The sequence below is a fragment of the Colwellia sp. M166 genome (assembly GCF_024585285.1).
Classification (GTDB): Bacteria; Pseudomonadota; Gammaproteobacteria; order Enterobacterales; family Alteromonadaceae; genus Cognaticolwellia.
Window position 1 is genome coordinate 1,346,962 of the sequence record NZ_CP040755.1, and the last position, 23,917, is coordinate 1,370,878.

The 23,917-nt window shown below is 38.4% G+C and carries 21 protein-coding genes; 4 read left to right on the top strand and 17 right to left on the bottom strand.

Annotated elements, in window-relative coordinates:
• Positions 1-155: 155 nt before the first annotated feature.
• Positions 156-1,538, bottom strand: a complete 1,383-nt coding sequence (gene cysS, locus FGD67_RS06050; protein WP_257174148.1) for a cysteine--tRNA ligase — start codon at positions 1,536-1,538, stop codon at positions 156-158.
• Between the two features lie 200 nt (positions 1,539-1,738).
• Between cysS and FGD67_RS06055 the strand changes: the two genes are divergently transcribed.
• On the top strand, positions 1,739-2,230 hold the full coding sequence (locus FGD67_RS06055; RefSeq protein WP_257174149.1) for a peptidylprolyl isomerase: 492 nt from the start codon (positions 1,739-1,741) through the stop codon (positions 2,228-2,230).
• 24 nt (positions 2,231-2,254) lie between these two features.
• On the top strand, positions 2,255-3,013 hold the full coding sequence (locus FGD67_RS06060; RefSeq protein WP_257174150.1) for a UDP-2,3-diacylglucosamine diphosphatase: 759 nt from the start codon (positions 2,255-2,257) through the stop codon (positions 3,011-3,013).
• Positions 3,014-3,330: 317 nt separating this feature from the next.
• Here FGD67_RS06060 and FGD67_RS06065 read toward each other — a convergent pair whose 3' ends face one another.
• The 8 genes from FGD67_RS06065 to FGD67_RS06100 form a co-directional block, all read right to left on the bottom strand.
• On the bottom strand, positions 3,331-5,211 hold the full coding sequence (locus FGD67_RS06065) for a DUF885 family protein (protein ID WP_257174151.1): 1,881 nt from the start codon (positions 5,209-5,211) through the stop codon (positions 3,331-3,333).
• Positions 5,212-5,424: 213 nt separating this feature from the next.
• Positions 5,425-6,216 carry a tRNA-(ms[2]io[6]A)-hydroxylase gene (locus FGD67_RS06070; RefSeq protein ID WP_257174152.1) on the bottom strand — a complete coding sequence of 264 codons (792 nt, stop codon included), beginning with the start codon at positions 6,214-6,216 and terminating at the stop codon, positions 5,425-5,427.
• Between the two features lie 258 nt (positions 6,217-6,474).
• Entirely contained in the window at positions 6,475-7,701 is a 1,227-nt protein-coding gene (locus tag FGD67_RS06075; protein WP_257174153.1) for a beta-ketoacyl synthase, read from the bottom strand.
• Positions 7,694-7,960: an acyl carrier protein gene (locus FGD67_RS06080; protein WP_257174154.1), complete on the bottom strand. Its 267-nt coding sequence runs from the start codon at positions 7,958-7,960 to the stop codon at positions 7,694-7,696. Before FGD67_RS06080 ends, FGD67_RS06075 begins: the two co-directional genes overlap by 8 nt.
• Positions 7,953-9,578, bottom strand: coding sequence for an apolipoprotein N-acyltransferase (gene lnt, locus FGD67_RS06085; RefSeq protein ID WP_257174155.1), 1,626 nt, complete (start codon positions 9,576-9,578; stop codon positions 7,953-7,955). The genes FGD67_RS06080 and lnt overlap by 8 nt, the downstream gene beginning before the upstream one ends.
• A complete protein-coding gene (locus tag FGD67_RS06090; RefSeq protein WP_257174156.1) occupies positions 9,550-9,732 on the bottom strand; it encodes a hypothetical protein in 183 nt (60 codons plus the stop codon). Before FGD67_RS06090 ends, lnt begins: the two co-directional genes overlap by 29 nt.
• The gene (locus FGD67_RS06095; RefSeq protein WP_257174157.1) at positions 9,725-10,246 is read right to left on the bottom strand and encodes an archaeosortase/exosortase family protein; all 522 of its coding nucleotides are present in this window, start codon (positions 10,244-10,246) and stop codon (positions 9,725-9,727) included. The genes FGD67_RS06090 and FGD67_RS06095 overlap by 8 nt, the downstream gene beginning before the upstream one ends.
• A 561-nt stretch (positions 10,247-10,807) precedes the next feature.
• On the bottom strand, positions 10,808-11,425 hold the full coding sequence (locus tag FGD67_RS06100; RefSeq protein ID WP_257174158.1) for a PEP-CTERM sorting domain-containing protein: 618 nt from the start codon (positions 11,423-11,425) through the stop codon (positions 10,808-10,810).
• Positions 11,426-11,791: 366 nt separating this feature from the next.
• Between FGD67_RS06100 and FGD67_RS06105 the strand changes: the two genes are divergently transcribed.
• Both FGD67_RS06105 and FGD67_RS06110 read left to right on the top strand, forming a co-directional pair.
• The gene (locus FGD67_RS06105; RefSeq protein WP_257174159.1) at positions 11,792-12,070 is read left to right on the top strand and encodes a hypothetical protein; all 279 of its coding nucleotides are present in this window, start codon (positions 11,792-11,794) and stop codon (positions 12,068-12,070) included.
• 211 nt (positions 12,071-12,281) lie between these two features.
• Positions 12,282-12,881 (top strand): Yip1 family protein, encoded by a 600-nt coding sequence (locus FGD67_RS06110; protein WP_257174160.1) that lies wholly within the window; start codon positions 12,282-12,284, stop codon positions 12,879-12,881.
• A gap of 69 nt (positions 12,882-12,950) precedes the next feature.
• Here the strand turns inward: FGD67_RS06110 and purF are convergent, their stop codons facing one another.
• The 8 genes from purF to FGD67_RS06150 form a co-directional block, all read right to left on the bottom strand.
• Positions 12,951-14,468, bottom strand: coding sequence for an amidophosphoribosyltransferase (gene purF, locus FGD67_RS06115; protein WP_257174161.1), 1,518 nt, complete (start codon positions 14,466-14,468; stop codon positions 12,951-12,953).
• A gap of 32 nt (positions 14,469-14,500) precedes the next feature.
• Complete coding sequence (locus FGD67_RS06120; protein WP_257174162.1) at positions 14,501-14,983, bottom strand: CvpA family protein; 483 nt, start codon at positions 14,981-14,983, stop codon at positions 14,501-14,503.
• 71 nt (positions 14,984-15,054) lie between these two features.
• Positions 15,055-15,681 (bottom strand): SPOR domain-containing protein, encoded by a 627-nt coding sequence (locus FGD67_RS06125; RefSeq protein ID WP_257174163.1) that lies wholly within the window; start codon positions 15,679-15,681, stop codon positions 15,055-15,057.
• Between the two features lie 18 nt (positions 15,682-15,699).
• Positions 15,700-16,977 carry a bifunctional tetrahydrofolate synthase/dihydrofolate synthase gene (folC, locus tag FGD67_RS06130; RefSeq protein ID WP_257174164.1) on the bottom strand — a complete coding sequence of 426 codons (1,278 nt, stop codon included), beginning with the start codon at positions 16,975-16,977 and terminating at the stop codon, positions 15,700-15,702.
• A gap of 10 nt (positions 16,978-16,987) precedes the next feature.
• The gene (gene accD / locus FGD67_RS06135) at positions 16,988-17,845 is read right to left on the bottom strand and encodes an acetyl-CoA carboxylase, carboxyltransferase subunit beta (RefSeq protein ID WP_257174165.1); all 858 of its coding nucleotides are present in this window, start codon (positions 17,843-17,845) and stop codon (positions 16,988-16,990) included.
• A gap of 157 nt (positions 17,846-18,002) precedes the next feature.
• Positions 18,003-18,785 (bottom strand): tRNA pseudouridine(38-40) synthase TruA, encoded by a 783-nt coding sequence (truA, locus tag FGD67_RS06140; RefSeq protein WP_257175081.1) that lies wholly within the window; start codon positions 18,783-18,785, stop codon positions 18,003-18,005.
• 133 nt (positions 18,786-18,918) lie between these two features.
• Positions 18,919-22,599, bottom strand: a complete 3,681-nt coding sequence (locus FGD67_RS06145; protein ID WP_257174166.1) for a FimV/HubP family polar landmark protein — start codon at positions 22,597-22,599, stop codon at positions 18,919-18,921.
• A 279-nt stretch (positions 22,600-22,878) separates the two neighbouring features.
• Positions 22,879-23,904 (bottom strand): aspartate-semialdehyde dehydrogenase, encoded by a 1,026-nt coding sequence (locus FGD67_RS06150; RefSeq protein ID WP_257174167.1) that lies wholly within the window; start codon positions 23,902-23,904, stop codon positions 22,879-22,881.
• Between the last annotated feature and the right edge of the window lie 13 nt (positions 23,905-23,917).

Consider the following 23,917-nt stretch of genomic DNA (forward strand, 5'->3'; position numbering starts at 1 on the left):
ATTCAATCAAAACTTATAGCATAGCCCGAGTTAACAGCTTGCAAGTACCGTTAGTTTGCCATCAAAAGAGAATTGCTTGAGTAAAAGTCAGCTTACTCAAATTAGCGCTATAGGTTCGTTAGTTGGTAACGATAACGAACCGTTTTGCTAGCGCCCTAACCTTTACGCCACGTTGTACCGCCAGCACTATCTTCTAAAATAATGTTCAAAGCCGCTAATTTGTCACGAGCATCATCAGCCATAGTCCAGTCTTTGTTAGCACGTGCGTCATTGCGCTGTTTAATCAAAGCTTCTATTTCAGCAACATCATCACTATCGTCATTACTACCTTGTAAAAAGTCTTCAGGGGAATTTTGAGCAATCCCTAACACTTCTCCTAGCGAAACGAGAATAAAAGCTAGCTTTCCAGCCGCTTCAATATCGCTTGCTTTGAGGCGATTGATTTCTTTTGCTAGTTCAAACAAAACCGGCATGGCTTCAGGACAGTTAAAGTCATCGTCCATAGCTTTTTCAAAGCGCTGAACGTATTCATTACCTGTTAACTCAACCTTAATAGGTGTTACATCACGCAAGGCAGTATAAAGTCGCTCTAAGCTTGCTCGCGCTTGGGTTAAATTATCTTGTGAGTAATTTAATTGGCTACGATAATGACTTGAGGTTAAAAAGAAACGCACGCTTTCAGCATCATATTTATCGAGTACACTACGCAAAGTAAAAAAGTTATTTAAAGATTTTGACATCTTTTCTTTGTTTATTTGCACCATACCGCCGTGCATCCAATAATTTACGTAAGGTGTATCAAAGGCACAACATGATTGCGCAATCTCGTTTTCGTGATGTGGAAATTGTAAATCAGAGCCACCACCATGAATATCAAAGTGCTCGCCTAAGTGTTTGCTATTCATCGCGGAACATTCAATATGCCAACCTGGTCGGCCTTTGCCCCATGGCGAATCCCAACTAGGCTCGTCTGGCTTAGCCATTTTCCACAGTACAAAATCTAATGGATTACGTTTAGCTTCATCGATATCAACACGAGAGCCAGATTGCAACATATCTAAATTTTGTAAACTCAACTTACCGTAATCTTTATAACTACTGACATCAAACATCACATCGCCATTGCTCGCAACATAAGCATGTTCGCGTTCAATAAGACGCACAACTAAGGCTATAATTTCATCCATATGTCCGGTTACGGTAGGGGCAATATCAGGACGCATAATATTGAGATCATCAAAATCTTGATACATCTGTTCGGTCATGCGTAAAGTTAAAGCTTCACAGCTTTCACCATTTTCATTAGCGCGCTGGATAATTTTATCATCAACGTCAGTAATATTACGCACATGTGTTAGGTCGTAACCTAAGTACTTAAAGTAACGGGCAATAATATCAAAGGCAACATAGGTTCTCGCATGACCAATATGGCAACGGTCATAAATAGTAATACCACAAACATATAAGCCTACCTTGTTGGAAGTGATTGGTTTAAAAACTTCTTTTTTCCTGCTTAAGGTATTATAAATCTGCAACATAATGACGATTTTTCCTATGTAATATCAATACTTGATTAAAGGGTTGTATTCTCAACATGAGAATTATCGCAATTGTACCCGAAGTATTGGTATGAATCATTAACCTAAAGGTATTTGCTGATAAATTTTGCCGAGAAATCTTTCTTTTATTGGGTTACAATTTGCCTAATTACACTTCCTTTAGATTTATGAGTAAAAAAATGATCACATTTAAAACAACCTTAGGCGATATTAAAATTGAATTAGATTTTGATAACGCCCCTGTTACGGCAAAAAACTTTCAACAATATGCTGAAGATGGCTTTTATAACGGCACGATTTTTCACCGTGTTATTAAAGGTTTTATGGCGCAAGGTGGTGGTTTCGCCTCAGGTATGGACGAAAAAGATAGTCGTGAATCAATTCAAAATGAAGCAAATAATGGTTTAAGCAATGCGCGTGGCACTTTAGCTATGGCACGTACTCAAGACCCACATTCAGCATCAGCACAATTTTTCATTAACTTAGCTGATAACGACTTCCTTAACTTCAAAAGTGAAGACGTGCAAGGCTGGGGCTACTGCGTATTTGCTAAAGTAGTTGAAGGCATGGACATTGTCGACAAAATGACGCTAGTAGATACCGGTCGTATGGGTTTTCACGATGACGTACCAAAAGAAGAAATTTTAATCGAAGAAACAATCGTCGCGTAATTTTATATTACCGCCGCTAACGCTATGAGCGAAATTTCTCATTCAAGTAATAAATCAGCTTTAACATATTTTATTGCTGATTTACATCTTGCCCAAAACAGGCCCGATATTACGGCCTGTTTTTTATCATTTTTAGAAAATGAAGCGCCAAAAGCACAAGCTTTATATATTTTGGGTGATTTATTTGAATATTGGGTCGGTGATGATGATGACAGTACTTTTATTGTCGAAATATCCCAGGCGCTAAAAAAATTATCAACGCTGAGTTGTAAAATTTATTTCATTCATGGCAATCGTGATTTCTTACTCGGCAAACGCTTTGCTAAGCAATCGGGTATGGAACTACTTCCTGAAATCACCTTAATAGATTTATACAACAAGCCAGTGGTAATTATGCACGGTGATACTTTATGTACACGCGATGTTGGTTATCAAGCTTTTCGTAAGAAATCACGTAGTTGGTGGTGGCAAACGATGATAAAAAGCTTACCGCTATTTGTTCGACGTAAAATCGCGAACAACTATCGCAATCAAAGTGCCACAGCTACTGCGATGAAATCACAAGATATTATGGATGTCACTGAAAGTGAAGTTATTCACTGTTTAGAGCAACATCAAAGTCAAATTTTAATCCATGGCCACACTCATCGCCCTGCAGTGCATGAGATAAAAGCAAATGGGGAAGAAGCACAAAGAATTGTATTAGGTGATTGGTATGAGCAAGGTGCTTGGCTAAAAGTCACCCCTGATAGTATGGAGTTGCTAGATAGTCCATTCGAATGATTAATATTTACCACGTTGGATAAACACGCTCCTGCGCATCCATGCGCTCGCGATACTGCCTACAGTGACACAGGTACCTAGTTTTTTTCGGGAACAAAAAATGGCCGTTCATCCTGAACATACACGCTCCTGCGCATCCATGCGCTCGCGATATACCGTTCATCCTGAACATAAAAATGCCTAAACTTTCGTTTAGGCATTTTTGTTCGTACTGCAGGTAAACTACATCATTACTACTGAACCTGAGTTCCGAATAACAGGTATGCGAACAGCGTATATAAAGGCAATATTTTCAGAGCAAATAAAAAAATTCAACTTTACTTAGCCATTTGACTACTTACCCAGTCATTCACTCTGCGCTCTAAAATAGCCAATGGCATAGCGCCACCACCGAGTACGGTATCGTGGAAGCCGCGAATATCAAAGCGCTCTCCTAAAGCTTTTTTAGCACTTTCTCTCAACTCAAGAATTTTTAACATGCCAATTTTGTATGAAGTAGCTTGCCCCGGTAGCACTAAGTATCGACGTACTTCAGAAACAATCGCTTCTTCGGCAATCGGTGTTTTCTCTTTAAAATAAGCGATAGCTTGTTCTTCAGTCCAGCCTTGTGCATGTAAGCCAGTATCAACCACTAAGCGAACTGCCCGCCATATTTCATTAACTAAACGGCCGAAGTCAGAGTAGTCATCTTGGTAAGCACCCATCTCTTTCGCTAATTGTTCTGCATACAAGCCCCAACCTTCACTGTAAGCGGTAAAATTCGCTTGCGTGCGAAACTGTGGTATCGATGTTAGCTCTTGAGCAATCGATATTTGCATATGATGCCCTGGATTCCCTTCATGGTAGGCAACACCTTCCATTTCATTTTTTGGCATCGCTGTCATATCAGATAAATGTGCGTAATAAACACCAGGGCGACTACCATCTGGTGTACCAGAACTGTAATGTTGCGCTGCACCATCTTGCTCTCTAAATGCTTCTACACGTTTAACCACTAAGTCAGCCTTAGGTAAAAGGCTAAAATATTTAGGTAACTGCTCATTGATAAAGCCTAAGTAAGTTTCTGTATCGGTAATATAGCCTTGACGTCCCTCATCAGTATTTGGATAGAAAAATTGCTCGTCGGTTTTAATGAAGTTAAAAAATGCCGGTAAATCACCATCAAAACCAACACGCTCTTTAATCGCGATCATCTCATTGGTGATACGCGCAACTTCTTTAACCCCAATGGCATGAATTTCACCTGCAGATAATTCAGTGGTTGTTGATGCGTTAATCATATGATTATAAAACGCTTGACCATTCGTTTGAGTTGCCACGCCCGTAGGATTACTTTTGCTGTTAACAATGTCACTTTCGAACCAAGAAATTAATGCCTGATAGCTCGGTAAAAATGTTGCAAGCAATTGTTTTTTAGCGTCAGATTCTAAAGACTCTGCCTGTTCTTTGGTGATTTTTTTAGCCTCAACTAAACCTGTTATTTTTCTTTGTACATCCATCCACAGTGGCGAGTCAACCGCCGCTTCATCCTCAGTAAATGGTCGGCCTGTGATAAGATTGCTTGCCTGCTCAATAACGCCTTCGTAAGCAAATTTAGGCGGGCGAGTGCCAAAGGCCGCATTTTCTTTTGCTCGTACCAGTAATTGATCAATAGCCGTACTAACACCGGCAATACGTTTAACATAGGCCTGCATATCACTGAGTTCATCAACTTGATGAAAGTTAATTAAAAACTGTGCTGCAAAAGCTTGAATACCATTAAATTGAGTGAAAATATAATTATTGTTATTAAACTTCGCGCCTGCTTTTGCTTGTTGATATTGATACAGCCAAATATCATATGAAATCTTAGCTTCTGAAGTTAAATTGTTATAATCGAAATTAGTGGTTAGCTCAGCAACGCTGGCTGCTTGCCATGCTAATTGCTCTTGTTCAAAAGCTTCTGTCATATCATTCATTTGGTCGTATTTCTCTTTACGACCTAGAAATGTCAGCATGACCGGGCTGCTTTGTAATTGCTCTTCATACTTAACCGCAAACCATTCATTTAATCGTTTCGATTCATTAGCTTTACTTTCTACAACGGTTTTAGTGGCTTCGACAACGGTTGGCTCTTGGGTAGCTGTTTGTGATGAACTGTTAGGTTGGCAAGCAGATAAACTAGCTACCGCTGCAACCAATGCAATCATAGTGCGCATTAATTATTTTCCTTATTATATGATGTGGAATGAGTAACGCATAAGTCAACAATACGATGTAAACTCGTCGAATTAATTTATTATCCATTTAGCAATAGCTCCAAGCTAAGATGACATACTATCGACTTATGAAGAGAATGAAAAACCTTAACAAGGAGTTTTTATCAGTTATTACTTAACAATAAGTATGAAAAATTACTACCTGCATTGAGTTCACTCTACAGGCATTCCACTATGAAACTTAAAATCAGTATCTGTACTGGTGATTAAATCAGCTTCAACTTCAGCAAAAAAAGCAATTCGACTATCAACTTTAGCGCTTTGCTCTGGTCCAGCGATTTCTTTCGCTAACGTTAAGTAGTCTTGATAATGTCGTGCTTCAGAGCGTAATAATGAAATATAAAAATCACCTAAGCGTTTATCAACATGAGGTGCCAGCTTTGCAAAACGCTCACAAGATCTCGCTTCAATATAGGCGCCAACAATAAGTTTATCGATAAGTGCATCAGGTTCAAAGGTTTTAACATGCTTTAACATCCCTTTAGCATAACGACATGGCGTGATACTGCGGTATTCAATGCCATAGTGAGCCATCATTTCCAGTACTTGATAAAAATGATGTAACTCTTCTTTAATTAATAACACCATTTTATCTATCAGGTCTTGCCCATAAAAAGAGTCAGATTTAGGAATCACTGCTTTAGTCAATTTATTTTTAGCCGCCAGATCACGCCAGTCACCTTCTCGCTTATAAATAAGCGTTTCAAATGGTTGTAGCCAAGCTAACAGTGCATCACCACTGATTTTATCAACGGCATATTTACGAATTAAGAACATTGCCGATTGCGCGGCTTTTAACTCACAGATCAGATGATCGATTAATATTACTGATAGGTTTTCTTTTTTGGCAGCTTCATCGAGCCAAGCTTGCGGGGTTTCACATTTGAGGAAAGATTTAATCGGTAATAATAATGATGATGATGATGATGATGGTGAGTTTAACATGAGTAAAAGTTATCTTTTATGAACATTGCTGCATTTTACCATAAAGCAGCAATGATCTAAGAGGCAATTTTTAGCAAAAAACAATAGTCTTAATTTGATACTGGAGTATCTTCGACTATTGCTAACCAGTCAAAATTGGCGATATCAGCGATGAAAAATATCAATAAGATAGAATCTCAACTCTCCCGTAAGCATTTGATAAAAATGCTTTATCAAAACCACAGAAAAACAACGCCAGAGAAAACTCGCTATTGTCTATTATTGCCTATCCGCTAGCTGAAAAATTAACGATGTATTCAAACCACCAAAAGCAAATGAATTACTCATCACATGCGATAAATTAGCGTTTACTTTACTATTAACAACAAGATTAATATTACACAGAGGATCTTTTTCATCAAAATTACAGGTTGCAGGTGCTGTTTGTTTTCTTAATGCAAGTATTGCTGCTATTGACTCTAAAGCAGCACCAGCACCAAGCATATGCCCGTGAGTGCCTTTAGTTGAAGAAACAAGTGGTGCTATACCGCTATCCTTAAACACCGACAATATGGCTTCAGATTCCGTTTTATCATTCTGTATTGTGCCAGAGCCATGCGCATTAATATAGCCAATGTCAGCGGCATTCAGCCCTGCATCACTTATCGCGGCAGCCATAGCAGATTCTGCACCCTCGGCTAACGGCTGAACAATATTGTAAGCATCAGAACTCATGCCAATGCCAACTAGCTTGGCGTATAAGGTGGCACCACGATTTTTAGCCGTACTTTCGCGTTCTAAAATTAAGCTAGCGGCTCCTTCTCCCATCACTAAGCCACTACGGTTTTTTGAAAAAGGTCGACAAGCATCATTAGATAATACACGTAAGCCGTTCCAAGCATAAAAGTTACCCTTACTAAGACATGCTTCAGCACCGCCGACAATGGCATAATCGATTAAGTGGCTACGTAGCATTAAAACAGCCATAGCAATGGCATGACCTGAAGATGAGCATGCAGAGGAAGTAGCAAAGGTTGGTCCTTTAATACCGTATTTCATCGCGATATGCGCAGTCGCCGAACTGGGTAAAAGCTTAGGTACTGTAAAAGGGTGAGTTCTCGATTTACCTTGTTCGAATAGCTCAGCGTAAGCATGCTCAATAGTTTCTTGCCCGCCAATACTGGTGCCATGCACAACACTGCTTCGTTGTTGGTTGCTAGCGTCAAACACTAAATTAGCATCTTTTATTGCTTGCTCTGCTGAGATCAAAGCAAATTGTGCATAACGGTCTAAGAGCTTCAGTTCTTTTTTAGTAAAATAGTCATTCGCGGCATAATCTTTTACCTGCGCAGCAAGAAAGGAAATGTTTTCATCGGGTTTTAAAATATTTGTTGTACTAATACAGCTACTTAATGAGGGCTGAAATATACTTGATGAAAATTCAGCGACATTTTTACCCGCAGCGGAAATACAGCCCATACCACTGACGACAATAGCATCAGACATTTTCTTGCCTTTCTTTAACCAATATTTTAACCAGTGCCAGTATATCGGCATAGCAGCTTAAAGAGCTTCCTTGAGCATTTAACACACTGTCATCAGGAATTTTAATATCAAATGCTTCTTCAATATCAAAAATAATTTCAACTGTCGATAATGAATCGATACCTACTTCATCAAGTGTTTGAGCATCAGTAAGACCAGCAAAGTCTTCATCGGTATACTCACTGAATATCGCGTGTAATTTCTCTTCAATATTATGCATTTATTTGCCTGTTTTTAATGTTGCGATTTCGGACTACTACGACAGCAAAGGCCATAATAATGATGAAAAGCCATTTTATAAAGTACGGAAATTGTTGATAAAAACTATTATTAGCAACAATATTTAACGCAGTGACGGAATAACCACGGGTATGCGGCGTAATTTTTGAAGAGACGATTTGTCGACCATAAGGGTCAATGATAACGCTAATACCGTTATTGGTGTTTCGAATGAGGTTTTTTCGATATTCAACACTACGAAATGTACTTAGCGCTAAATGTACACTTTGCCCTGCTGTTTTACCAAACCAAGCATCGTTTGACGAATTAATTAACAGTTCACCACCCGCTTCTACTCCATGGCCAACCGTGTCTGAAAATACAGCTTCATAGCAAATAAGTGGGACAAACTTAATGCTCTGTTGTGATAAGGGCAATTCAAATAAGATGTTTGCACTACCTTGCTTATAATTTGGGGCGTAAGGAAAAACTTTCCTCAACCAAGGTAGGTTAGCTTCAAAGGGTAAATATTCACCAAAAGGCAACAAAACTTGCTTTGCGTATCGTTGCTCAAGCTGATTATCAACGACTAACTCCATGGTATTGAAATAACCTTTGCTATCATCTAACGTACCAGCTATTGGTTTAATAGCCGTCAGTAAAAGCTTGGTATTTAGTAGCGATTTATTCAACAAATCTTTATCAAAGTCAAAATATTGAAATGAGACTGGCACTGGAAGTTCCGGTAGTATCAGTAAATCAACCGCTTCATTTTCAGTGATGTTGCGGATCATCGTCATAAGCTCAGGTGCTAACTGCTGCCAATCGTCTCTCGTTCGGTTTTCAATAGAAATATTAGGTTGTACCATAGCAACCTTAATTTGCTTACTCGTGGCTATATTAGCCGGATCACTTTGATTTATTTTAAAATATCCATAGCCGTAATTAGCACAAAACACGATGATGGCAAGTAAAAGGCAAGCGACTTTTTGCTTACTATTTGTCTTGTCTATCGTTATAGCGTTTGCCAATAAAAAGCAAACACTATGAATAATGAAGAAAACTAAAGGTACCCCACCAATATCTGCCGCTTGGATAAACATCGGTTTGTTATACAAGCCATGCGCTAAGTTGCCTGGTAATATTTGTGGCGTGTAGTTGACTAAAACCGTAAAATTCAGTGCCGAGAGCAAAGCCCCAACAACACTTTCTCGACAGTTAAGATAAACATGAAGCCAACAACCTAATGCATATGGCAATGCTGATAAACAACAATACAATAAAACAAAGGGAACAATTAAATTTTGTGTACTTGCGGTAATGCTACTTAGGCCAGGAACTACCCACCAAATACTGAAAAACCAACCTAACGTTGCGGCCAAAAATCCCGTAACAAAGGCTTGACGTCTATCTTGGTTTTTTAATGCCATGCAAACAGGAATAAGGGCAAACCATGCTAGGTTACTGTATCCCTTAGTAGGAAAGGCTAAATAAAAAAGGCTTACTGTGCTGAGTATTAACAGCAACTCGAGTGACTGTTGCCTAAATTCAGATTTATTCGCTGCCTTAAAATATGCCAGTACTTGCATGCTATTTGGGTTTTCGATACCAGAGAGCAATCAAGAGCACAAAAAACAACTGAACTAAGATATGTAAAGAAGGAACACTTGAGCCCCCCGTTGTTCCACCGCCGCCACCGCCACCGCCGGCAAAAGTGAGCGGTGCAAAAAAAACACAAAAGCAACATAATACGGCTAGAAGAATTTTATTCATGAAGTTCCCTGTTATTGTTAAACTTTTTTTCTAGAAATAAAAGGACGACTAATCCGGTGATAAAATTAACTATCTGCCAGACATATAAATGGTAAAACTCAAAATTATTGTTCGGTAGTCTTATTTCGAAAAATAGATGTGCGATCCTGATCACGTTTTCAATGGACAAAATTATCACAGCAATTGTTATCATTTTCAATGTCTTTAACGCAGAACGCGCAAAGCCAATAATAGCAGCGCAGACACTAGCTAAAAGCATTAAACCTGTGCATTCGTTATCAACAATCACATATTGCAAACTAGGTTGATGAGTTAAAACATTACCATTAACGGTAAATGATGTGCCTAATGCTGCATGAATTAAAGCAACTGTTTGCGTTAATATACGCTGAATTATTGAACTGGTTGTTGGTGATGAATGTATCGCTAATACCAAACACTGCAATAGAGTTAATGCGACGATGAATCGAGGAAAAAAAGAAAGTACCGGCGAATAACTAGTTTTAGAGGGCATTATAACAACGATTTAGCCAAACAGATTTAGAAAAAGTGCTTCGATTCTACGTGACTTAAGGTTAAAATCAAATAGTAATATATTGTTAAATAGCAATAAATTAAAGCTATATAAAAAATAACCTCGTACACTTTTCCTGCAAAGCTTTATTTCACCCGCTGATAATGCAAAGGTTTAATAACTACATTTTAATTACTAAGTTTTATACCACGTTTATTAAGTTTGTTCCCACTCAGAGCTTTGTAAAATTGGTATTATCTGCTGATAAGGTTAGAAAATGCAGAGTAAAATTTTCAAGTTTAATGACCTTATCAAACCAGAGATAAACTGTATCAGCTCACAGCAAGGAAGTAATCTGTAGTAAAATACTCTGGTCGCTGACAACACCATATCAATAAAAACCACAAAAATTTAAGCTTATTTTTAAACACATTTAGCTGCAACTTTTTAACGGCTTATATATTACGCAAGACCACTAAAAAACTCACCAGCCCAAAACAAAAAAACACTAATGATGACCCTTAGTGTTTTTTATAAAATCGAAGCGTTCAGGCTCTAGTGTTACTTAATTCGACGTGATGCTAATCCGATCAAACCTAAGCCTAAAATAATAAGCGTTGATGGTTCAGGAACGGTTACCGGTTGATTAGCTGCAGATACTTGTAAGTTATCGAATGAGCTAAAGCCAGCAATATTTCTCAATTGAATTGCATTAACACCGGTCATAGACAGTGCAAAATTTCCTTTACCAAAAAGGTTTAATTGTTCAACTTGATTATTAGCGGCATCTAGACTGATAATTTCCCAGCTAGCGATGTCAGTATTGTTGTTATACCAACCCATATCAAGGCCTAAGAAATCAAATGCTTGTCCGGAAATAGCTGATAAGGTAAAAACGGCTTGAGTATTCCAAGTTTCAAGAAAGCGCCCGTTGGCGCCCCAATCTTTTGCCTCACTACTATTAGAAAAGTTAGCAGACTCATTCAACGTACTAATCACATTAACGCAATTAGTACAACTAACAGATATTTGAAACCCAGCTTCAAAGTAAATTGGACTAGCTTCAACTCTAAAGTTATTGCCTGGAAGATCATCTAAGGTTATTAGTGTCGCGTTTGATACTGTGGTGAATAACAACACACAGGCTAATGCTAGTACTTTAAAAACTGTTTTTTTCATCTTATTATTCCTTTTAATCCCTTCACGATAAAATTTGAAGGTAAATGCTAAAAGTGAACGTTATCACTTATCTTACAGCTAATTAAGCATAAACCATACCAACAAATAAATAGCTTTTATTTTCAATCAAGTAAGAATTAGCAGTAATGTCGATTTTTTTATTTGTAAATTTATCTGACACAAAGACTCATCAAGTAACTGTAATCATTAAATAATATTAAATACTTAGGGTTCTTTTTAAGAATACTGTTTAATTGTTTTAAAAAGCAACATTTAACTAAATTTTTTTTTCACTATTTGTTATGATATTGCATTCATACGTTAACGGAAGCTACTTATTTTTAGCAAAATATAGTGAAAAATACGATGAAAAAAACAGACGCGAAATCACTAACAGATAAACACGAATCACTTATCCATACTGAACAACAAACGGTTGTTTCACATGTGCAACGTGAAGTCGATGACTGGTACCTTAATACCATCATGTTAAAAGACCTAGATGTGCCTTTTAAATACCGCAGAAAAAAACGCTATAAATCATTACAAAGCCAACAGGTTAATATTACCTATTATCCTGCGAATGAAACCATTGCAGGTTTTGAAATAGAAATCATGAAAATTGTTCGTATTAAGGTATGTTGATCACATTTTAAAATAAAACCCTCTATAACGGACTGATAGATGGCTAAAAAAAACTATTTTCGCCGAAATATCAATCAATTCTTGACGAATCCCTTACCATCTTACATAAATAGAATATCAACAATAAAAAAAACAATGTTGATTTGAAGCTAAAGCCGCAGAATTTGACTTAATATCTGCATTATTTTTTGGGGACAGAGAGGTATACAACATGATCTTAAATCATATATGGGGGCTTTATACTGCACCTAAAAAAGAGTGGCAAACCATCGAGAAGCGCCACGAAAGTTTAACGTATTCTATGGTGCATATTTTCACCATTGCACTAATCCCAGCAATTTGTAGCTATTATGCCGCCGCTCATATCGGTTGGACAATAGGCGCAGGAGACCCAATTAAACTAACCGAATCTAACGCCCTATTTATGTCTGCTGCTCTGTATATAGGTTTAATATTCGGAGTTTTATCACTGGCGGTGTTAATTCAATGGATGGCAAAAACTTTTGATTCAAAACCAGACTTCACTCAGTCATTAGAATTAGCAGCATATGCTGCAACACCACTGTTAATGGCAGGATTAACAGCCCTTTTTCCTGTGCTTTGGTTTGTTGTACTCGCGGGATTAGCAGCGTTATGTTATTCGGTATATTTACTCTATTCCGGCGTACCAATTATGATGAATATTCCTGAAGAAAAAGGCTTTATTTATTCTAGTTCAGTAGTCACTTGTGGCTTAGTACTTATTGTCGCACTTATGGCTGCAAGTGCTATTGTTTTCAACTCGGGTTTAGGGGTTGAATACATCAGTTAACTAAAAGAAGTATAAAAAAACCGCTTAATTAGCGGTTTTTTTTATTTTAAAATACTGACATTTAATCAGTTATTCAGCACCTTCATTATGCATATCAATAATTGAATCGGCATTTTTATCTGAGGTTTCTTTAGTTTCATTATTACGCATTGCGTCTAATCGGTCTAAATAGCCTTGATCTATGTCTTTGGTGACATACTCACCATTAAATACTGAGGTTTCAAATTCAGTAATATCTGGATTCGCGGTTGAAACCGCCGCAACTAAATCTTCTAATGTTTGAAAAATCAACTTATCAGCACCAATCAACTGACAAATATCATCAAGTTCACGGCCATGAGCAATCAACTCGTTTGCACTTGGCATATCAATACCATAAACATTAGGGAAGCGAATTTCTGGTGCTGCAGAAGCAAAATACACTTTTTTAGCGCCGGCAGCTCGTGCCATTTCAATAATTTGTCCCGAGGTTGTGCCACGAACAATAGAGTCGTCAACAAGTAAAACATTTTTACCAACAAACTCTGCACCAATGGCATTAAGCTTACGACGCACAGATTTTTTACGTTGTTCTTGCCCTGGCATAATAAAAGTACGGCCAATATAGCGATTTTTAACAAAACCTTGGCGGTATGGAATATTAAGGTGACGAGCAATTTCTAACGCCGTATCACACGATGTTTCAGGAATAGGAATAACAACATCAATATCGATGTCATCCCATTCTTTGGCAATCTTATCGCCTAGCTTTTTACCCATATCAACGCGAGAGCCATAAACTGAAATCTTATCAATTGATGAATCCGGACGAGCAAAGTAAACATATTCAAAAATACACGGATGAAAAGATGGATTTTCTGCACATTGCTGACTATGAATTTTTCCTGATTCAGTAAAGAAAATAGCTTCACCCGGCGCAACATCACGAACAAACTCAAACTCGTTGGCATCAAGTGCTACCGACTCAGAAGCCACCATGTACTCAATACCGGTTTCGGTTTCGCGCTTACCAAATACTAAAGGTCGAATTCCATTAGGATCGCGAAACGCTACCATGCCATAGCCGACGATCAGGGCTACCGTTGCATAAGCACCACGTACACGCTTATGAACATTGCTAATGGCAGTGAAAATATCACTTGGGTCAAGTGTTTGTTGATCAGATTTTTGTAATTCATGACCTAAAATATTTAACAACAACTCCGAATCAGAAGTGGTATTAACATGACGGCGTGCCTCAGTATTAAGCCAAAACTTTAGTTCATCAGCATTGGTTAAATTGCCGTTATGCGCTAATGAAATACCAAATGGTGAGTTTGCATAAAAAGGTTGAGCTTCTGAAGAACTTGACGTACCTGCAGTAGGATAACGAATATGGCCAATACCGATATTGCCTTGCAAGCGCAACATATGGCGAGTATGAAAAACATCTTTCACTAAGCCGTTACCTTTACGTAATCTAAAGGTATTATCGTGAATAGTCACGATACCTGCTGCATCTTGACCACGATGTTGTAACACCGTTAAACCATCATATAAAGCCTGACCAACGGGTGTTTTACCGACAATACCAACAATACCACACATGAACTTACTCTCCGACGAACTAAGTTTAAATACTAAGCTAAAAAACTTGATGATTGTTTGAGGTACTCAAAAAACCATTCAACTATTAATGTAAATTCTGGAATCAATTGAGAATTCTGCCACCATATCCGCGAGGAAGCAGGAGTAAATGCATCCATAAAAAACAATACCGCCGCAGTGATCAAAATGCCTCTTAAAGCACCAAATACGATACCGAGCATTCTGTCAGTACCCGACAAGCCAGTTTTACTCACAAGTTGACCAATAATGTAGTTAACGAGCGCACCTAAAATTAACGTGGTGATAAATAAAATAGCAATCGAGGCAGCATTACGCAGCAGCTGATCGGAAATATTGGTAAGTAGAGTCGACAAGTTCATATAGAAACTACTTGCGACAAAAAAGGCACTGATCCAGACAATTAAGGAAACAGCTTCTTTGACAAAGCCCCGCACTAAGCTAATTAAAGCTGAAATGCCAATGACAGCCAAAATGGCATAATCTATCCAAACCATAAATCGAATATTCTCATTGATTAGAGGCGCGCATTCTACCAGAAGGCCGATAGAGTTTGCTAATGATTTTATTATTTAGTCGGGTAAAAACGGGCAACTTTTCCTTGCACATTAGTCAACTTTTTCAAAGCAGGAAGCTTTTCTTCTAAAGATGATTTCATTAATTCAGGACCGACAAAAACCTTGGTCAACTTACCATTTTTGGTTTTAATCGGTTTAGTAAAGGCCGTATAGCCTGCTTTTTTTAATTTACTAACCAGATCGTCAACATTATTTTGATGGCGAAAGCTGCCCAATTGAATAACCCAAGCTTGTTTAGGTACTGCGGTACTCGGTGCTTTTTTTACCGCAATATCAGCAGATTTTTTTGTTATAACTTCGGTTGGGGGGACTGTAAATGCCGACTCTTTAGCCAAAGTGGAGACAGTTACCCCCTTTTCACTCAATGCTTTACTGGCATCAATAGCACTATCTAGCGCAACATCATCAGAAATGCTTTCCTTAGGTAAATCGGCTAGCTTTGCTTGTGGAAACTCTTTATTCGCTAATGGAAAATCTACCTGAGGCGCTTTAGGGATCGTTTCAAAGTTATCTTGATAGGTTTTTTTATCACCATCAAGTACATCAGGCAAAAATATAATCGCGACAGCAGCAACAATAATAGTACCCACTAAGCGATTTTGAAACGGTGTAGACAAATTAGACTCCAAACTTTGCTAAACTAATAAACGCCTTATTTCAGCAACGGTGTAAAAGGATCCGAAAACCAGAACAAGATCAGTTGCTTTTGCATTATGTTTAGCCATTTTAAATGCCTGAGAGACATTGTCAAAACAATTCATCTTACTCGGGTTTATTAACATCTGCTTAGCGATGTTTTCTGCTTTACAACCTCTAGCCACATCGAGTGTGCCTAAGTACCAATGATCAACTTCAGCTAAAAGCGCTGACACGGTATTGCTAATGTCTTTATCAACAAGCATCCCTAACACTGCATGCACTTTAGGATAGTTTAGCTCACGCAACTTTTTCGCTAAGTATCGTGCCGCTTGTGGGTTATGACCAACATCTAAAATAATATCACCGTCAAGCGTGAACCTCTCCATTCTTCCGGCTACTTTAGTTTCGGCGATAATCTGATTTAAAAACTGGCTAGTGAGCAATAAGCTGAGTTTATCCGCCAAAAGCTCTAGCACCATAATAGCCGTTACGACATTATCTTGTGGAATGTGGCAAGTACTTAGCGCCGAGAAATTATTTTTATCACTAGACCAAGACCAACTAGCGTTGTCATCAGCCAACTTAGTTGTAAAACTTTGCTCACGAAAAAATGCCTTAGCGGCAATATTATCAGCGTGAACTGCTAATGATTTAGGCGGCGTTACATCGCCAATAACCACAGGCGTATTACTTCGCATAATGCCTGCTTTCTCAAAGCCAATAGCCTCTCGCGTATCACCTAAAAATGCCTGATGATCTAAGTCAATAGTGGTAATTACCGCAATATCAGCGTCAATAATATTGGTTGCATCTAAGCGTCCACCCAAACCAACCTCTAGAATAATAACATCAGGTTGTTCAGCCATTAACACAAGCAAGGCCGCTAACGTTGTGTATTCATAATACGTTAACGTAATATCACCACGGGCGCTTTCTATGGTTTCAAAGGCACTAACTAAGGCATTATCATCAACCTCACAACGGTTAATCCGCAAACGCTCATTAAAGCGCTCAATATGAGGTGAAGAATAAACCGAACAGGTTAGGCTCTGGGCTAAAAAAGCATTTTCTAAAAATGCACAGGTTGTACCTTTACCGTTGGTGCCGGCCACGGTTATCACTGTTGAGTGCGTAAAATCAATATTGAGTTTTTTTGCTACAGTATTGATACGTGCTAAGCCAAGATCAATTTCGACTGAGTGAATACTTTCTAAATAAGAAAGCCATTCAGTAAGATTGCTCTTAAATGAATGGCCTTTAATCATTTTTGACATGAGTTTACCGTTATGGTGCTGGGCTATCTTGTCCCATAAACTTTGCAAGCATACGCGCTAAAGTGCTACGCATTTCACGACGATCAACAATTAAGTCTATCGCGCCTTTTTCTTTCAAGAACTCACTGCGCTGAAAACCTTCAGGTAACTTTTCACGCACGGTTTGTTCGATAACACGTGGGCCAGCAAAACCAATCAAAGCTTTAGGCTCAGCAACATTAATATCACCTAACATTGCTAAACTGGCCGAAACGCCACCCATAGTTGGATCAGTTAATACTGAGACGTATGGTAGGCCTTTTTCACTCATTTTTGCTAACGCGGCACTGGTTTTTGCCATTTGCATTAATGAAAATAGCGCTTCTTGCATGCGTGCACCACCACTGGCTGAAAAGCATACAAACGGTATATTATGTTCTAAGCAATATTCAACGCCTTTAACAAAACGAGCACCAACAACCGAAGCCATAGAGCCACCTAAAAAAGCAAACTCAAATGCTGCAACGACGATCGGTTGCCCATGAAGTTCACCTCTCATAACGACTAAAGCATCCTTCTCACCGGTACTTTTTTGTGCTGCAGAAATACGATCTTTATAACGTTTAGAGTCTTTAAACTTAAGAATGTCTTGTGCTTCAAACTCTTCACCTAACTCGACACGCTCGCCTTGATCAAGAAAACCATCAATACGTTTACGCGCAGAAATTCGCATATGATGATCACACTTTGGACAAACCGACATTTGTCGGTCTAACTCAATTTTATATAGAACCGCGTTACAGCTAGTACACTTACTCCAAACACCTTCCGGAATATTTCTTTTTTGTGTCGACTTTGCTTTCGGGAGAATTTTTTCAATCCAGCTCATAATATATTTTTTGCCTATGCACGAGAAATTCAATAATTGTTCAAAATACAACCATTAAATATAAAATTTTACTATTCACATATATAACTTTGAATTAGACCATAGAACACCTATACAATTATAGGAAAAACTGGTCTGTTTTCTTTGTTATCACTGATTATAGTAGAAACAATGGTCCTGGGCTACGCTTTGGAATAGCAAACTCTTCAGGGTAATCAACATCAACAAAGTACAATCCAGCTGACGGCGCTGTTATACCCGCAACACAACGATTTTTTGCCTCTAGTACTTCATCAATCCAACTCACTGGTTTTAGTTCGTGACCAACCTTCATCAAACTACCGGCAATATTTCTTACCATATGATGTAAAAACGCATTACCTTTGACATCAATAATAACAAACTCACCTTGGCGAGAAACATTACAATGATATAACGTACGTATCGGGGAATGCGATTGACAATGCACGGTTCTAAACGAGGTAAAGTCATGACGGCCAACTAAATATTGTGCAGCTTGGTGCATTAAATTTTCATTAAGCGGGTAATGGCAAAAGCTGATACCTGAACTTAAAATAGCCGAGCGTAAACGACTGTTATTAATAATATAACGATAACGCCTAGCGGTTGCGCTAAAGCGCGCATGAAAGTCTTCATTGACCTCTTTCACCCATGATACCGCAATGTCTTTCGGTAAATTAGTATTAACTCCTAACGTCCATGCCACATCTTTTCGCACTTTATCTGTTTCAAAATGAACAACCTGATTAGTCGCATTAACACCGGTATCTGTTCGACCTGCGCATACCACCTCAATTGGCTCATTGGCTATTTTAGATAACGCCTTTTCTAGTGACTCTTGCACACTGATAACGTTCTTTTGTCTTTGCCAACCATAGTAATTACTACCGTCGTATTCTATGCCTAAAGCGTAACGCATTTTATCCTCCACTGCTAAGGTGATGGCATTATCCATTATTTTAAGCTTTTTTACCAAGCGACTATTAAATAATAATAAAAATGCATTAAAAAGGCGGCAATTTGCCGCCTTTTTTAATAAAGCTTAAAGTGAACTACTTTATATTATCTAATAATTGTTGAGCATCAAATTGTTGCTGCGCATCGCCTTGTTTAACAACATCAAGGAGAATAACTTCGGCATTCTCGTTATCACCGATTTCAAGATAGACCTTCGCTAAATCCAGCTTAGCTGCAATACCATTGTCATCATCGTCAATATCATCTTCGCTAATATTACCTGAAAACTCTGGGAATTCACCAAGCCCAACGTCAATATTCATTTTCTCATAAGGTTCAGTGGGCTTGCCATCTAATAAACTATCCGATAATAAAGAATCGACAGAAATAAAATCTCTTTCATCATTCTCGTTAGTTAAGTCACTGCCATCTAACTTAATATCATCGACAATATCGCTATCGAAATCATCACCTATCTCAAAGTTTTCGTTAAATTCAAATTCATCGTTACTAGAGGTACTGGTTTCTTCTTCAATATTCGCCAATAAATCATCAAAATCTAAGTTATCAAGCTCTTTGATACCATCTACTTCTTCTTTATTTCCTTTAGCTTGTTGAGCTACATAACTGTCTTCAGCTAATAAGTCAGCTAAGACATTACTGTCGGTAAAGTCTGGTGACAGCTCTACCGTAGAATCCACTTCTTTTTCGTCATTTAATAGCTGCGATAAAGTTGATTCATCAAAATCACCCGATAGGGCTTGTAACGTTTCATCATCAATATCAGCAGTTTTATTTTCTAATGATTCGCTTTCATCATCTTCACTTAATAATTCATCATCTGTGATTTCGGTACTGAGTAAGTCATCGCCAATATCTAGCTCTGCTTCATCATCAACTTGGGGAGTATCATTAACTTCATCAATTAATGCATCAATATCAAAATCGTCTGAAATCCCTTCATTTTCGTCCACTTCACCAATGCTATCTGCTGCAGCACTAGTTTCAGCCTCATCAACAAATTCATTTAAAAGTTCACTAAAGTCGGCATCAATAAACGACTTTACATATTCATCACTAAAATTATTAATAAGCTGGGTATTTTCATCCTCAGTGCTTTCATCATCGCGGCTTTCACTATCTGTCTCACTAATATCTTCCACTGCAGCACCTTTGGCTGACGTTGCTTCTGGCTCTGGTGCATCATCTTCAGCATTTATTGAATCTAACAGCGCATCAATATCATCGGGGTCTGAGACATCAACATTAGCTTCGGCATCAGGGTCTTTAGCTGACGTTGTTTCTGGCTCTGGCGTATCATTTTCAGCATTTATCGATGCTAACAGCGCATCAATATCATCCGGGTCTGAAACATCAACATTAGCTTCGGCATCAGGGTCTTTGGCTGACGTTGTTTCTGGCTCTGCTGCATCATCTGCACCATTTATTGAATCTAACAGCGCATCAATATCATCGGGGTCTGAGACATCAACATTAGCTTCGGCATCAGGGTCTTTAGCTGACGTTGTTTCTGGCTCTGGCGTATCATTTTCAGCATTTATCGATGCTAACAGCGCATCAATATCATCCGGGTCTGAAACATCAACATTAGCTTCGGCATCAGGGTCTTTGGCTGACGTTGTTTCTGGCTCTGCTGCATCATCTGCACCATTTATTGAATCTAACAGCGCATCAATATCATCGGGGTCTGAAACATCAACATTAGCTTCGACATCAGGGTCTTTAGCTGACGTTGTTTCTGGCTCTGGCGTATCATTTTCAGCATTTATCGATGCTAACAGCGCATCAATATCATCGGGGTCTGAAACATCAACATTAGCTTCGGCATCAGGGTCTTTGGCTGACGTTGCTTCTGGCTCTGGCGTATCATTTTCAGCATTTATCGATGCTAACAGCGCATCAATATCATCGGGGTCTGAAACATCAACATTAGCTTCGGGATCAGGGTCTTTGGCTGACGTTGTTTCTGGCTCTGGCGTATCATTTTCAGTATTTATCGATGCTAATAGCGCATCAATATCATCGGGGTCTGAAACATTGTTATTTTCTTCAACTGCGGCATCTAACAGAGCATCAATATCATCAGGGTCTGAAACATTGTTATTTTCTTCAGCTGCGGCATCTAACAGGGCATCAATATCATCAGGGTCTGAAACATCGTGATTTTCTTCAACTGCAGCATCTAACAGGGCATCGATGTCATCAGGGTCTGAAACATCGTTATTTTCTGCGACTACTGCATCTAGCAGTGCATCAATATCATCGGGATCTGAAACATCATTATTTGCTTCATCTGCGGCATTTAACAGGGCATCAATATCTTCAGGTTTGTTAAGTAGATCTGTATTTTCACTTGTTACTAATTCATTTTCAGACAACAGGCCGTCTAAATCGCCTTGTTCAACAAGATCACTGTCAAGTATATCAATCGTGTCATCGTTGGTACTGGTTTCATCCTCTAAACCGGCAAACAAAGAGTCTAAATCACTTTGATCTAATTGGCCGCCCTCTAAAGCATCACTCTCAACAATATCTTCATCTAACGAGAGTGTTTCCAAATCATCATCTAAAGAAATGTCCTCAAGATCATCCAAATCAGCAAGCTCATCGTCAAGTTGAATTACGTCATCATCGAGTAACTCATCATCGAGTGAACCTAAGTCATCAGAAAATAAATCATCATGCTCATCATCTACTTCAGATAAATCTATCGATAGCTCGTCATCAAGCGAGAGTTCACTATCTAAAGAGACCTCATCTTCTAACAATAATTCATTATCTACACTATCTTGCTCTGCTGTTGCCGCTACTTTAGCTTCAGGTTCAGATTCAGTAACCTTTTCTTTTTTAGCTGCCACAACACTTACATCATTGTCTTTGTTTGATCTGCGTCGTAATAAAATAGCAATTAAAGACAGTAGCAATAATGCAGGTAAGGTGGCCATTAACGCAACAAACCAAGTACTCGACATAAAACTGCTGTCTTCGAGTTCTGCTTTTTGTTTTTCTAGTAATAATGCCTGCTCTCTAGCTTCTGCTTTTGCTAATAATTCCTGTTGCAGCGCGATCATGCTGTCCATCTGGATTTTAATTTCTTTGCTCTTTGCGACTTCACTTTGCATAACATCAAGCTGTTCATTAAAACTGCCTAAGCGCTGGCGTAATGCTTCATTTTCTTTTAATAAACTTTGTAAGCCATCGATAGAATCTAAAACATCATTTTGAATCGTCGCTAGACGTTGTTGTTGGGTGTTATCAATGGCTTTTAATTGAACGTTGATTTCTGATTTTGCTGCATCTAAATCTTTTTTATTAACCGATGCTTCTTCTGGTGGTCTCACTTTTTTAGCGACAACTTTGACCACTTTCTTTTGCCATGCTTTATCATCGCTACGTGATTTTTGCTGCGCATTGGCAGTACTGATTGCTCGCATTACTTCTATTGACGGGATCTTTAAATACTGGCCGTTGATCATATGATTCAAGTTGCTGTCTTTAAAAGAGTCCGGGTTGTTTTCAAATAATGCTTGCATGACTTGATAAACTGATAAGCGAGGATCAGGGCGTACTTTTAACGCGATATTCCATAAGGTATCATTGCCAGTAATGGGACCATAACGGTCATAAGGAAAGGCATCAGTTGATTTTGGACCACGGATACGTATACCGCCATCTTCAGCAGAAATAGGCATACTAAAACAGCTAATGCTAATAATAAGTACCTGCCATAGGCACAGGCGTAAAAATTGTTGCATTAAAAACTTCCTATTTATAATAATGATTCGCCAATACATTGACGGGGCCAAGTCAGGAGATTGTAAAGCAAAGATTATTCCAATTATTAATAATTACTTTTATGAGCTTGGTTAAATACTTACTAGCTTTTCACTATGTTATCAAATTACCGTGACGATATTTAGCATATGGTTAATTTAATATAAGCTAAATTAACCATAAAACAAAACAAAAAACCCGTCGCTTATTATAACGACGGGTTTTCATTTTTCTTTAATAAATCGGTGGTTTAACAGTGATTAATACTCAGAAAGATGATCTTTGATTAATAACTCTGCAATTTGCACACTATTAGTTGCAGCACCCTTGCGAACATTATCTGCAACGATCCACATATTAATACCACTATTGTGGCTAATATCTTCGCGAATTCGACCAACAAAGGTTTCATCTTTACCACTAGCATCGCTAATTTGTGTTGGGAAGTCTTCGTCATTATGGCAAACCACTAAGCCCGGTGAATTACTCAATAGTTCTTTAACTTCTTCAGCTGAAATAGGAGACTTAGTTTCAATATGTAATGATTCACCATGACCGAAAAATACCGGCACTCGTACCGCGGTTGGGTTGACAAGCACAGTATCATCACCGAGTATTTTCTGCGTTTCCCATACCATTTTCATTTCTTCTTTGGTGTAACCATTTTCAAGAAATACATCAATTTGTGGAATAACATTAAAAGCGATTTGACGAGAAAAGTTTTTTGACTCAACAGGCTTGCCACATAATAAATCAGCAGTTTGTTTTGCTAATTCATCCATTGCCGCTTTACCACCACCAGAAACCGATTGATAAGTGCTTACATTCACTCTTGAGATACCAACAGCATCATAAATCGGTTTTAATGCCACCATCATTTGAATGGTCGAACAATTCGGGTTAGCAATAATATTACGGTTACGATACTCCGCAAGTGCTTGCGGATTAACTTCGGGGACCACTAATGGTATATCCGCGTCATAGCGAAATTCTGAGGTATTATCAATAACAATACAACCGGCATCACCGGCTATTGGTGCATACTTTGCTGACGTAGCACCACCTGCTGAAAAGAAACCAATTTGCGCTTGGCTCCAGTCAAAGTTATCAGCATCTAAAACTTCAATGCTTTCACCATTAAACTCAATAAATTCACCAGCTGAACGAGCGCTTGCTAGCGGGTAGAGTTTATTTATCGGAAAATCACGTTGTTCTAATATTTCAATAATTGTTTTACCTACTAAACCTGTTGCACCTAGTACGCAAACATCAAATTTCTGTGCCATGATCCTCTCTCTT